The sequence below is a fragment of the Kurthia gibsonii genome (genome assembly GCF_006539985.1).
Lineage (GTDB): Bacteria > Bacillota > Bacilli > Bacillales_A > Planococcaceae > Kurthia > Kurthia gibsonii.
The window spans coordinates 1-12303 of record NZ_BJOB01000002.1; the positions used below are offsets into that span (position 1 = coordinate 1).

11 protein-coding genes are annotated in these 12303 nt (G+C 37.9%); 8 read left to right on the forward strand and 3 right to left on the reverse strand.

The features are described from left to right. Window positions 1-298 precede the first annotated feature (298 nt). The 6 genes from KGI01_RS00685 (at window position 299) to KGI01_RS00710 (ending at window position 6144) form a co-directional block, all read left to right on the forward strand. Window positions 299-2047, forward strand: a complete 1749-nt coding sequence (locus tag KGI01_RS00685; RefSeq protein WP_141272445.1) for a 2-oxoacid:acceptor oxidoreductase subunit alpha — start codon at window positions 299-301, stop codon at window positions 2045-2047. After that, entirely contained in the window at window positions 2048-2914 is an 867-nt protein-coding gene (locus KGI01_RS00690; RefSeq protein WP_087680145.1) for a 2-oxoacid:ferredoxin oxidoreductase subunit beta, read from the forward strand. It abuts the gene before it with no gap. 113 nt (window positions 2915-3027) lie between these two features. After that, on the forward strand, window positions 3028-3318 hold the full coding sequence (locus tag KGI01_RS00695; protein WP_141272447.1) for a hypothetical protein: 291 nt from the start codon (window positions 3028-3030) through the stop codon (window positions 3316-3318). Window positions 3319-3437: 119 nt separating this feature from the next. Then, the gene (gene miaB / locus KGI01_RS00700) at window positions 3438-4976 is read left to right on the forward strand and encodes a tRNA (N6-isopentenyl adenosine(37)-C2)-methylthiotransferase MiaB (RefSeq protein ID WP_141272449.1); all 1539 of its coding nucleotides are present in this window, start codon (window positions 3438-3440) and stop codon (window positions 4974-4976) included. Between the two features lies 1 nt (window position 4977). Next, window positions 4978-5331 carry a YlbF/YmcA family competence regulator gene (locus tag KGI01_RS00705; protein WP_141272451.1) on the forward strand — a complete coding sequence of 118 codons (354 nt, stop codon included), beginning with the start codon at window positions 4978-4980 and terminating at the stop codon, window positions 5329-5331. A 72-nt stretch (window positions 5332-5403) separates the two neighbouring features. Then, a complete protein-coding gene (locus KGI01_RS00710) occupies window positions 5404-6144 on the forward strand; it encodes an alpha/beta fold hydrolase (RefSeq protein WP_170214688.1) in 741 nt (246 codons plus the stop codon). A 61-nt stretch (window positions 6145-6205) separates the two neighbouring features. On the opposite strand, the gene KGI01_RS14180 is transcribed toward KGI01_RS00710, so the two are convergent. Beyond that, complete coding sequence (locus tag KGI01_RS14180; RefSeq protein WP_170214689.1) at window positions 6206-6295, reverse strand: hypothetical protein; 90 nt, start codon at window positions 6293-6295, stop codon at window positions 6206-6208. Between KGI01_RS14180 and KGI01_RS00715 the strand changes: the two genes are divergently transcribed. Then, window positions 6258-6533, forward strand: coding sequence for an FAD-binding domain-containing protein (locus KGI01_RS00715; RefSeq protein ID WP_170214690.1), 276 nt, complete (start codon window positions 6258-6260; stop codon window positions 6531-6533). The genes KGI01_RS14180 and KGI01_RS00715 overlap by 38 nt on opposite strands. Before the next feature lie 63 nt (window positions 6534-6596). On the opposite strand, the gene KGI01_RS00720 is transcribed toward KGI01_RS00715, so the two are convergent. Continuing rightward, window positions 6597-8018, reverse strand: coding sequence for a cryptochrome/photolyase family protein (locus KGI01_RS00720; protein WP_141272457.1), 1422 nt, complete (start codon window positions 8016-8018; stop codon window positions 6597-6599). A gap of 75 nt (window positions 8019-8093) precedes the next feature. After that, on the reverse strand, window positions 8094-9533 hold the full coding sequence (locus KGI01_RS00725) for an MFS transporter (RefSeq protein WP_141272459.1): 1440 nt from the start codon (window positions 9531-9533) through the stop codon (window positions 8094-8096). Window positions 9534-9673: 140 nt separating this feature from the next. Between KGI01_RS00725 and mutS the strand changes: the two genes are divergently transcribed. Continuing rightward, on the forward strand, window positions 9674-12289 hold the full coding sequence (gene mutS, locus KGI01_RS00730) for a DNA mismatch repair protein MutS (protein ID WP_141272461.1): 2616 nt from the start codon (window positions 9674-9676) through the stop codon (window positions 12287-12289). Window positions 12290-12303: the final 14 nt, after the last annotated feature.

Consider the following 12303-nt stretch of genomic DNA (forward strand, 5'->3'; position numbering starts at 1 on the left):
CTCTTTACTTTCTATTTTTTCGTCCAAATGAATAAATAACCATTTTTAAACGAACTTTATCTTTTTAATATTATAAAACGTTCGTTTTTATGTTTCTTTTATTGGTTTAAAAGGCGTATAAAAATACGATTTCAGCAGAAAAGACCGAAATGTTTTGAATTCTGTCAATTTTTATTCCGTCAAAGGTCTGAAATTCCTAAAAAAGTATGATTAACAATAGTGAAACGATAGCCTTCATGATAAACTGATGAAGTAGAAATGAATTTAAAAATAACCTGTTTTAAGGAGATGTTTATATATGTTACATCAGCTTTCATGGAAAGTCGGTGGGCAACAAGGGGAAGGTATTGAAAGTACCGGCGAAATGTTCTCTACTGCCATGAACCGTCTAGGATACCACTTATACGGATATCGTCACTTTTCTTCACGTATTAAAGGTGGTCACACAAACAATAAAATCAATGTTCGTACAACAGCCGTTCACACAATTCCAGATGATTTGAATATTTTAGTTGCATTCGATCAAGAAACAATCGACGTCAACTATAAGGAATTAGATGAAACAGGTGTTATTTTAGCGGACGCAAAATTCAAGCCAGTGAATCCAGAAGATTCAAAAGCAACATTATATATTGTACCGTTCACAGAGACAGCAAAAGAACTAGGTACAACATTAATGAAAAACATGGTAGCAATCGGTGCAACTGCGGCATTGATGAACTTGAAAGATGAAGTATTCCAAAGTGTCGTAAGTGAAATCTTCGGACGTAAAGGTGAAGAAGTTGTCGCAAAAAACATGGAAGCAATCGCACAGGGACATCAAATTATGCATGACTTACTTGTGGAAGCAGGTTTAGAAGAAGGTCAATTTGAATTAGCACCTGGTGATGGAAAACATCGTATGTTTATGATTGGGAATGAAGCATTAGCGATGGGCGCGCTTGCAGCGGGTGTTCGACTAATGGCAGCATATCCAATTACACCGGCTACTGAAATTATGGAATATCTAACGAAGAAGTTACCAAAATTCGGTGGCGCTGTTATTCAAACAGAAGATGAGATTGCAGCAGCAACAATGGCAATCGGCGCAAACTACGGCGGTATTCGTGCATTTACAGCCTCAGCTGGTCCTGGTCTTTCGTTAATGGTGGAAGCACTTGGTCTTGCAGGTATGACAGAAACACCTCTTGTAGTAGTGGATACACAACGTGGTGGTCCATCAACAGGTTTACCAACAAAACAAGAACAATCGGATTTAATGGCGATGTTATACGGTACACATGGTGAAATTCCAAAAGTAGTCATCGCGCCATCAACGGGTGAAGAAGCTTTCTATGATATGATTCAAGCATTTAATATCGCAGAAGAGTTACAATTACCTGTTATTGTCTTATCAGATTTACAATTATCACTTGGTAAACAAACAGTTGAACCATTTGACTTTAATAAAATTGAAATTAAGCGTGGTAAACTAAACTTAGGAGAGTTACCAGAAGCAGAAGATAAAGCATACTTTAAACGCTATGAAGTAACAGAAGACGGCGTATCACCACGTGTTGTACCAGGGCAAAAACATGGTATTCATCACGTAACAGGTGTAGAGCACAGTGAGATTGGTACACCATCTGAATCAGCGTCAAATCGTCAAGCGCAAATGGACAAACGTATGCGCAAATTAGAGCATGTACACTTTGATACACCTGTATTTACAGATGCACCGCATGACGAAGCAGATGTATTAATCATCGGCTTCGGTTCAACAAAAGGTGCAATTGAAGAAGCACGTCCATTATTAGATGAAGCAGGAATGAAAGCGAATCATGCACACGTTCGTCTAATTCATCCGTTCCCAACAGAAGAATTACAGCCACTTGTTGACGGTGCGAAAAAAGTAATCGTTGTGGAAAATAACGCAACAGGTCAATTAGCAAGCATCTTAAAAATGAACATGGGTGCACATCATAAAGTTGTCAACTTAGTGAAGTATGATGGTACACCATTCTTACCACTAGAGCTTTTAAATCGCGTAAAGGAGTTGCTAAAATAAATGGGAACATTTAAAGATTTTCGTAATACAATCAAACCAAACTGGTGCCCAGGATGTGGCGATTTCTCTGTACAAGCAGCGATTCAACGTGCCGCAGCCAACCGCGGTATTGAACCACATGAATTAGCAGTGGTTTCAGGGATTGGCTGTTCAGGTCGTTTATCAGGTTATATTAATGCATACGGTTTACATGGTATTCATGGTCGTGCATTACCAATTGCACAAGGTTTAAAAATGGCAAATCGTGATTTAAATGTTATCGCAACAGGCGGTGACGGTGACGGTTTCGCAATTGGTATGGGACATACTGTACACTCAATTCGTCGTAATATCGATGTCACATATGTTGTTATGGATAATCAAATCTATGGTTTAACAAAAGGGCAAACGTCACCACGTTCAGCTGCTGGTTTTGTCACAAAATCAACACCAGGTGGCGCAATTGAACCATCATTAAAACCATTAGAAGTAGCTCTATCTTCAGGTGCAACATTTGTCGCACAAAGCTTCTCTACAGATTTAAAAGAATTAACAGCGATTATTGAAGCAGGTATGGCACATAAAGGTTTTGCGTTCATCAACGTATTCAGCCCATGTGTAACATATAATAAAGTAAACACATATGACTGGTTCAAAGAGAACTTAACGAAGTTAGCTGATATCGAAGGCTATGACCCTTCAGACCGTCAAATGGCGATGAAAACAGTTATGGAGCATGAAAGCCTTGTAACAGGAATCATCTACCAAGATACAGAAACAACGTCTTACCAAGACAAAGTAATCGGCTACGATGAAGCACCACTTCACGAAGCAGATATTAACTTAAAAGAAACAGACTTAGACAGCTTAATGAAGGAATTCATGTGAGTAATTAATATAAGCAAGCCTCACATGCCTAATGTATGTGAGGTTTTTTGTCTAAAATGAAACTTTTATACAATCACTCGGTATAAATAAGAATAAAAGGAGTGATCGAATCAATGAACAGGTGGTTAATCAAAACGTATTATAAGATGTACATAAAACTGCATTTATTAGGTATGGCAGTGTTAGTTGAAGTCTTTTTAGCATTAGATGTATCGTTATTTTTAGCTTTTCCCCAGTTACTCATTATGTTGTTTCTGATTGCTTTGTATCGAAAATTTGGTAAAGCTATGTTAGAAAAAGCATATGAATGGGCGGGGAAATATCGTCCACTCTTTTACATTATGTTATTTCTGATTGCTTCCAACTACGCATTTTATATAGGAATCAATCTCGACGTATTTTAATGGATGAAATCAGTGAGTATTCGTTCGATTTTTGGTATGATAGATTAGATATGTTCAAATTGAAAGAACATCTAACTGATGTAAAGATCCGTGCGTAGATGAGGGGAGTTATACCGAAGATGAACGAAGAACAACGATTACAAGGTCAACAAGTGAAGCCTTTTAAACCATTACAACCAGTGAAAGAAAAAGATTATAGTCAATTTTTCCAAAAGACACCTTCTTTAAAAGATGCGAAAAAGCGTGGTAAAGAAGAAATTGAATATCATGCAGATTTCAAAATTGATGAGCGTTTTGCAGAAATGGGTAGAGGACGTAAATTCTATATCCGCACATATGGCTGTCAAATGAATGAACATGATACAGAAGTAATGGCAGGTATTTTTGAGCAATTAGGATACGAAGCGACAGATGAAGTGACAGAGGCGAATGTCATTTTAATGAATACATGTGCAATTCGTGAAAATGCTGAAAATAAAGTGTTCGGTGAATTAGGACACTTCAAGCCTTTAAAATTACAAAATCCAGATTTATTAATCGGTGTTTGTGGCTGTATGTCGCAAGAAGAAGCTGTGGTTAATAAAATTTTAAAAACATATGATCAAGTAGATATGGTATTTGGTACACATAATATTCACCGTCTACCTGAAATTTTAAATGAAGCGTACTTATCAAAAGAGACAGTCATTGATGTATGGTCTAAAGAAGGCGATGTCATCGAAAACTTACCGAAAGTGCGTAAAGGACAAACAAAAGCTTGGGTTAATATTATGTATGGCTGTGATAAATTCTGCACATACTGTATCGTTCCTTATACACGCGGGAAAGAGCGTAGCCGCTTACCGCAAGACATTATTCAAGAAGTACGTGAATTAGCAGCAGCAGGATATCAAGAGATTACATTACTTGGACAAAACGTGAATGCATACGGTAAAGACTTACCTGACTCATCCATTGGTTTAGGTGATTTAATGGATGAATTACGTAAGATTGATATTCCACGTATTCGCTTTACAACAAGTCATCCACGTGATTTTGATGATTATTTAATCGAAGTATTAGCGAAAAAAGGAAACTTAGTTGAACATATTCACTTACCTGTTCAATCAGGTTCAAGCGATATGTTAAAAATTATGGCACGTAAATATACGCGTGAAAGCTATTTAGAATTAGTGCGTAAAATTCGTACAGCTATTCCAGATGTCGCATTAACAACAGATATTATTGTTGGTTTCCCGAATGAAACAGAAGAACAGTTTGAAGAAACATTATCTCTTTATAGAGAAGTCGGTTTTGAAATGGCATTCACATACATTTATTCACCGCGTGAAGGTACACCGGCAGCGAAAATGAGGGATAATGTACCAGCAGAAGTGAAGAAACAACGTCTACATCGTTTAAATGAAGTCGTTGCTGAATATTCAGCAAAAGCGTTGAAAAAGTTAGAAGGCGAAATTGTTGAAGTACTTGTTGAAGGTGAAAGTAAACGAAATGACCAAGTATTAGCAGGCTATACACGTAAAAACCGTTTAGTGAATTTTGTTGCACCGAAAGAAGTCATTGGACAATATGTACATGTACGTATTACAGAAGCAAAAACACACTCATTAGCAGGAGAATTCGTTGAGGTTGTGTCAAAAACCGCTGAGGTGAAATAATATGAGCCACACAAAAGAAGAAGTATTAGCAAAAGCGCGCCAAATTGCACAGATGATGGAGGAAACAGAAGAAGTTGAATTTTTCAAACGTGCAGAAAAACAAATTGATGCCAATGGTAAAGTAAGTGAGATCATCGCACAGATGAAAGCTTTACAAAAGCAGGCAGTCAACTTACAACATTTTGGTAAGAAACAAGCTTTAGCAGAAGTAGAAGCAAAAATTGAAGCATTAGAAAATACATTATATGCGATGCCGATTGTTGAAGAATTTCAAGTTGTGCAGCAAGAAGTGAATGAATTGTTGCAAATGGTCTCGCAAACAATCGTTCAACGAGTTGATGAAACAACAAAATAATTTATTTGTCAAAAAATACCATGTTTTAGAAAGCTCTTTTTTGGAAATTAAATGAAAAAGGAGATGTTTCTATTGTTAGCATATAAAAAGCAAGGAACTGGTCCAGCAATTGTTTTTGTACATGGATTTTTAAGCGGCGGTCATAGTTTTGATTTTATTATTGAAGACTTAGCTGCAACACATACGGTATATGTTGTTGATTTACCAGGTATTGGCGAGAGTCAAATTGAAAAATCAGATTATCAAGTTGAAGATTATGCAAAAGAAGTGGCCGAAGTATTAGAGCAAGAAGGTGTAGAGGAAGCTGTCTGGATAGGACATTCAATGGGTGGCTACGTTGCCTTAGCAGCTGTAGATGAAAAGATTGCACCTGTTTCACAACTTGTTCTATTATTCTCATCAGATTTAGCTGATGGGGAAGAAGCGCGTGAAAAGCGTGAAAAGCAAAAAGCTGAGATTCGTGAAAAAGGAGTTGACGTCTTTGTTGATTCTATGATTGAAAATTTCTTTCCAGAAGGTTCTTCAGAAGAGTCAATTGATTACATGCGGAAAGTGGCGAAGTATGCGACACCTGAAGGGATGGTCTATCAATTAACAGCGATGCAGCAAAGACCTGAACGTACAACGGTTATTACTGAAGGGTCGATACCTGTTGCAATCATTGAAGGGACAAATGATTCAATTATGAAACCAATTGAAACGGATGGGCCGAATGTACAAAAAGTGCGTATTCCAACAGGACATATGGGCATGGTTGAAAAGCCAGCGCTTGTCATTGATGCGATTCGTATGGTTTTGACAAAAGATGATTAGAATAAGATAGAAACACTAAAATTCCGTATGATTTTTCGAAATCATACGGAATTTTCTATGTTTAAAAAGTATATGTTTTTTGCATTGGTGAACGGAAGCGTTTTGTATCTGGTGTGCGAAAAGCTACGTGTTTTGGCTTTCGGTTATGCATACGTTTACGCCACATTTTAAATGTAGCAAAACAAGGAGAAGATTATGATCCAAGAGCGCAATACGCGAAACGATGGTTGCCAATTTTGAAAGACGTTCCAGCGCATCGAGTTTACACAACAGAGCCTTTAACAGATGATGAGCAAAAGCAGTATGGTGTGAAATTAGGAATCGATTATGCAGCACCAATCGTTGACTTATTTTCCTCTGCAAATGAACAAAAGTTCAGCTTATTATAAACCAATATTGGAGACATAAAAAAGTACTGCCACATCAATGCATGCGGAAGGACTTTTCTTATATTATTTACTTTTCTTAATTATATCATACGCTTCAAGCGCGCGTTTTCGACCTGTTTTATGGTCAACAATCGGGAATGGATAATTACGTCCAAGTTCCACGCCAGCTTCTTCTAGTACACGCTCAGGTGCTTCGAATGGTGCGTGAATATATTTGTCTGGTACATTTTCTAGTTCGGGTAACCATTTACGAATATAATCGCCTTTTCCATCAAATTTTTCTGATTGTAAAATCGGATTAAAGACGCGGAAGTAAGGAGCAGCATCTGCGCCACAACCAGCAACCCACTGCCATCCCATGCCATTATTCGCTATATTAAAGTCTACAAGCGTCTCTTTAAACCATTCATATCCTTTTTGCCATTCAATCAATAGATGTTTGACTAAGAAAGATGCACTAACCATTCGCACACGATTGTGCATAAAGCCTGTCGCATATAATTCACGCATGCCCGCATCAATTAATGGATAGCCTGTTTGTCCTTTTTGCCATTCCACAAATGCTTGGTCATTATTTAACCAAGGGAATGCTTCGAATTCTTTTCTTAGCGGGACAGCATCTAAATCAGGATTGTAATGCAGTTGATAATACGAGAATTCACGCCATACGAGTTGACGTAAGAAGCTATCAATTTCATCGCTTTTTGCTGTATATTGTTCAGTTTGCATCATACTACGACCTGAAGCCCATAAAGCACGTGCGCTAATACTACCGCAAGCAAGATGTGGTGAAAGTAAGGATGTACTCATTTTTGCAGGGAAATCACGGTCTTCTGCATAGTTTGCAATTGGTTCTTCTCTAAAATGAAGCCATTGGTCAATCGCAGCACGCTCACCAATTTTCCAATGCGCGAGTACATTATCATACCAATTAACAGAGTCGAGTAGACCAAGGTCATCTACAGAGAGTGAAGGCGCTGATTCACCTTGCTCAATTGTTTCAGGCTCTGGTAGAGAAGAAGGAATATGTTCACCGCGATATCTTTTCCAAAACGGTGTAAACACTTGATAATGTTCTTTTTTGCCGTTCACGATTTCTTCAGGTTGTAATAAGAGCGTTCCTTCAAATTCATGCACTTGTACGCCTTTTTGTTCAAGTGCTTGACGTAATTTTTGCAATACTTCGATACGTTCTTTTTCATACGAACGATGCCAATGAACTGCATCGCACTTCAGTTCATCTATTAACTTTAGCACCTCATCAACGAAGTCACCTTGTCGTAAAATAAGCGTTTGATTTTTCTTCTTTAAGGCGTGTTGTAAATCAAGTAGTGCATAGTGTCGCCACACATCTGAAGCTGTTGGACGCCTTTTTAGTGGTTGAGCAATATAAGCAGTCGCTACTCGACCGTTTTCTGCGGCATGAAAAAGCGCAGGATGGTCATGTAGACGAAGGTCTTGTTGAAAAAGCACCAATGTAAACATCTCAGATCATCTCCTACATAAATTCAATCTAACTTATCGTATAATGCACTATAAGACTTGTCAAAAATAGTGAATTTAACCTTTTCTCTCACGTAAAACAAATACGACGATACTAAAAGCAAGTAGTGAAACACCTGTAAATAAAAAGCCTGGTTGATTAATTAAATCGAGTGAACCGAGTATAAAGGAACCTGCGACTGTGCCAATAGAGAAGAATGCATAAAAATAGCCGTAAGCTTTTCCGCGAATCTCTTTTTCAGTTGCTTCCGCAAGTAATTTATTAATAGCTGGGAATGTGAATGAGAACCCAATTCCATAAAGCGATAGTACACCATATAGTGGAATCGTCGTCGTCGCTTCACCTAATAAGATTTGACTGACACCAAGTAAGACAATCCCTATGAAAAGAGATGTAGAAGCTGATAAATAATCGAAAATCCGATTGAGTGGTGTAATGAAAATGATGACAGCAACGATCCCGAACATACTTAATAAAGTTCCCGACATGCGCGAAGTATAACCTAACTCTTGTACATAAATAGGTAATAAATAAGCAAGGCTACCTTGTGAAAACATTAAAAAGAATGCACCGACATAAGACTGAACGAGCTTTTTAGACCAAACAAGTGGGACACGTTCTTTCATTACATTTTGACTGCGCTGCTGTTTCGTTCTTTGTAAAAATAACAGTGCAATTAATAGAAGTGCTCCCATTCCACCAACGATACTTAAGACGTTTGGAACAGACATTTTCGTCGCTAAAATACCACCTGTTGCAGGTCCGATAATCGCTGCAAGTCCGACGAATGCACCTGTAAATGCACTACCACTACCTTGTGTATCTTCTCTGCGTAAATTCGCGAGTAACGCAAAGGCAGCGGGAGTAATAAAGCCACTACTAAAGCCATGAAGTGAGCGAACGATTAATAACATGGTTGGATCTTCAATGAATTGATAACTAAAAAGAGATGCGACAGATAACAGCAGTCCGAGCATGAGCATTTTATATGCGCCAATTTTATCTGTAAAAATACCTGAAAAAATATTACCGAATGTATTCGTAAATGAGTACAGACCAACAACAATCCCGACAACGAATGTCGAAGCGCCGAGTGAAAGTGCATATGTACTCATAACAGGTAGTTGTACAAATAAATCAAAGAATGAGAAGAAGATAATCCCATACACAATCCAAATTTTTTGGAATGGTTGCGTCGTTGTTGTGTGTTCCATCTTTTTTAATTGCCGGTCGAGCGCAAAGTTTCCAAGCGGGATAAAAGCAGCAAGGAATGATAAGAACGTCCAATGACCGCGCCATTGAATACGTATTTGAACATATAAAATCGCTAAACAGTAGAGAATGAAAATTCCACCGTGAAGCGCACCATTGATCGTAACAAATTGTGGATGGTCCCATATATATTTGAGCGGCATGGAGATGCAAAGTAAAACAAGTAAAGACAAACCGTCAAGAATGCCCATGATACGTAAAATTCTAATTGGATGAGCTTGCATAAAGAGACTCCTTTGTTCATAGTAATCTAATTCTAAGTGTAACATATTCAAAGCCTGAAACAATTCAATTGCTTAGAACGATTTATGAACATATTTTTGTTATAATAGAATGAAATGAAAAGCACGAATGTGAGGTTTTAATAATGGCATATACGCCCATGATTCAACAATATTTAGCTGTAAAAGCAGATTATAAAGATGCCTTTCTTTTTTATCGTTTAGGTGATTTTTACGAGATGTTTTTTGAAGATGCAACACGTGCATCACAAATTTTAGAGATTACATTAACAAGCCGCGATGCAGGAATGAAAGAACGTATTCCAATGTGTGGTGTACCCCATCATTCGGCTAAGAATTATATTGATACATTAATTCAAAAAGGATATAAAGTAGCGATTTGTGAGCAAACAGAAGATCCAAAGCAGGCAAAAGGTGTTGTAAAGCGAGAAGTTGTACAAGTGGTTACACCAGGTACTGTAATGGAAGGGAAAAATGTTGACCAGAAGAGTAATGTGTACATTGCAGCCGTTGAACAACTAGCGCAACAATATGGTTTTGTATATTTAGATTTATCGACAGGGGAAGCAGTTGCTACATATATTGATGGTGACGTGAAGGATGTATTCCAACAACTCCAATCACTCCAAATTCGTGAAGTTGTCGTTAGTCCTGAACTATATGATGAATGGTTGGAGTTAGCAGACCGTTATGCGATTGTTTTATCCATTGCTGAAAAACAAGTTGCTGATGCCAAAGAATATATAGAAGATATTCCAACGCATTTACATGCAGTAGCCAAGCGTTTACTCCATTATTTAGAGGAAACACAATTGCGCGCTCTATCACATATTCAGCCATTTACGTTTATTGAAGTGCAGTCGATTTTAAAAATTGATGCCAATTCAAAACGTAATTTAGAGTTGATTCAAACGTTGCGTGGTGAGCTAAAAGGCTCGTTATTATGGCTTTTAGATGAGACGGTCACAGCGATGGGTGGACGTAAACTCAAACAATGGATTCACCAACCATTAGCGAATCGTACTGCGATTGAGAAAAGACTGCAAACTGTTTCTCATTTAATGGACAGTTACTTTATTCGTCTAGAATTACAAACCTTATTAAAAGAAGTGTATGATTTAGAGCGTTTAGCAGGACGTATTGCGTTCGGTAGTGTGGGTGGGCGTGATTTAGCACAGCTACGTGCATCACTGCGCCAAATTCCGTTCATTCGTGAACAATTAGAAGAATCAGGGCATGAGCAACTGATTACACTTAGTCGTCAAATGGATGATTGCCAAGACATCGAAGCCTTCTTAAGCCAAGCCATTACAGATCATCCGCCGATTTCGATTAAAGAAGGCGATGTCATTCGAGAAGGATATAACGCGCAATTAGACGATTATCGCTACGCTTCTCGTAATGGAAAAGATTGGATTGCCCAATTAGAACAAAAAGAACGTGAACGAACAGGTGTTAAAAATTTAAAAATTGGTTATAATCGCGTCTTTGGTTATTACATTGAAATGACAAAATCGAATGTCCATTTAGCTGATTTAACACGCTATGAACGTAAGCAAACATTAGCAAATGCTGAGCGATTTATTACAGAAGAATTAAAAGAAAAAGAGGCAATCATTTTAAATGCGGAAGAAAAAAGTTTAGAGTTAGAATATACATTATTCACTGAAATACGTGAAAAAATTAAACCATTTATTCCGCGTATTCAGCAACTCGCTTCTCAAATTAGTGAACTCGATGTATTCGCAAGCTTTGCGATGGTGGCAGAGAACTATCAGTTTGTACAACCAACATTCCATGATGAGCAAGCATTAAAAATTGTGAATGGTCGTCACCCAGTCGTTGAAAAAATGATGAATAAATCACTCTATGTACCGAATGATTGTATCTTAACAACAGATGAAAATATGTTATTAATTACAGGACCGAATATGTCTGGTAAATCAACTTTCATGCGTCAAGTGGCATTGATTACAATCATGGCGCAAATGGGCTGTTATGTGCCAGCAGATGAAGCGGTATTACCTGTAACCGACCAAATCTTTACACGTATTGGTGCAGCGGATGATTTAGCAGGCGGGCAAAGTACATTCATGGTAGAGATGATGGAATCACAACATGCGATCATGCATGCGACAGAGCGTAGTTTATTACTGTTTGATGAGATTGGTCGTGGCACATCCACATATGATGGGATGTCTTTAGCACAAGCAATGATGGAATATATTCATAATGAAATCGGAGCGAACACGTTATTTTCAACACATTATCACGAACTAACAACACTTGAACAAGCACTACCTCGTTTACGTAATGTCCATGTAGCTGCCACAGAGCAAGATGGTAAAGTTGTATTTTTACACAAAGTAAAAGAAGGACCTGCTGACCAATCATATGGTATTCACGTAGCTGAACTGGCTGAATTACCAGAAGCAATTATTTCACGTTCACGTGAGTTACTTGCGAATTTTGAGTCAAATACTCAAAGTGGCGAAGTGCAAGTGATTGAAAAAATTGTAGAGAAGATTGTCGAAGTACCAGTTGAAGTGCCTGTAAAAGAGCAGGTCAAAGAAAGTTCAGATCAACTTTCATTCTTTGAAGCGCAGGAAGCTGTACCAGCATTAACAGAAGAAGAACAAGAAGCGTTAAATAAGCTTCGTTCACTGAATGTATCTGGCACAACGCCGATGGATGCACTGCAACTTGTGTATCAACTACAGCAAACATTATTAAAATAAAAAAAGGAGGTCTT